At 70.5% G+C, this 567-nt stretch carries 1 protein-coding gene; it reads right to left on the reverse strand.

Features of this window, described 5'->3' with window-relative positions:
- Positions 1 to 538: RNA-guided endonuclease IscB (iscB, locus tag ACFOY2_RS54710; RefSeq protein WP_379536122.1), on the reverse strand; the 538-nt coding region annotated here is incomplete at its 3' end.
- Positions 539 to 567 lie beyond the last annotated feature (29 nt).

Consider the following 567-nt stretch of genomic DNA (forward strand, 5'->3'; position numbering starts at 1 on the left):
GTGTGCCCTGCTGGTAGTCGATGCCTTCCAGCGGCCGGCCCGCCGACATGGCGTGCGTGTCGAAGGCGACGCGCTCGAGGTGGACGGCGCGCACGGGAGCCCACCGCCTCAACCGGGCCATCCACGACATGGTGGTGTCCACCCGGTGCCGCAGGGACGGCGCGAGCCAGCCCTCGGGCCTGGCGCGGTTGCGGAATCGCGGAGCGCGGTAGCGCAGGTTCCGCGACCTCCTGCCACGCCGGTAGGTCGAGCGGGCGGTGAGCTTGTCGCGGATCGCCGCGCCCCGGTGGTCGAGTTGGATACTGTATTTCCCGGCACGGCTGCCGTCATGTTCGGTGAAGACGGCGATGCCGGTGTGCCTGGAGCCGGGGTCGAGGCCGATCTCAACGCCGGGAACGGTGGACCCGGTCACGGTGCGGTCGAGTAGGCGGATGACGAACGGGGTGTGCCGGACCACCACCGCCCGGCCTGCTTTGAGGATCTGCCGGGCCCGGCCGGGCCGGCACGGCTGCAACGGTTTCCCGCCGCGATCGAGCACGAAGACATGCAGGTCTGTAAGGACCTTTC

Source organism: Nonomuraea purpurea, assembly GCF_042650645.1.
GTDB lineage: Bacteria > Actinomycetota > Actinomycetes > Streptosporangiales > Streptosporangiaceae > Nonomuraea > Nonomuraea purpurea.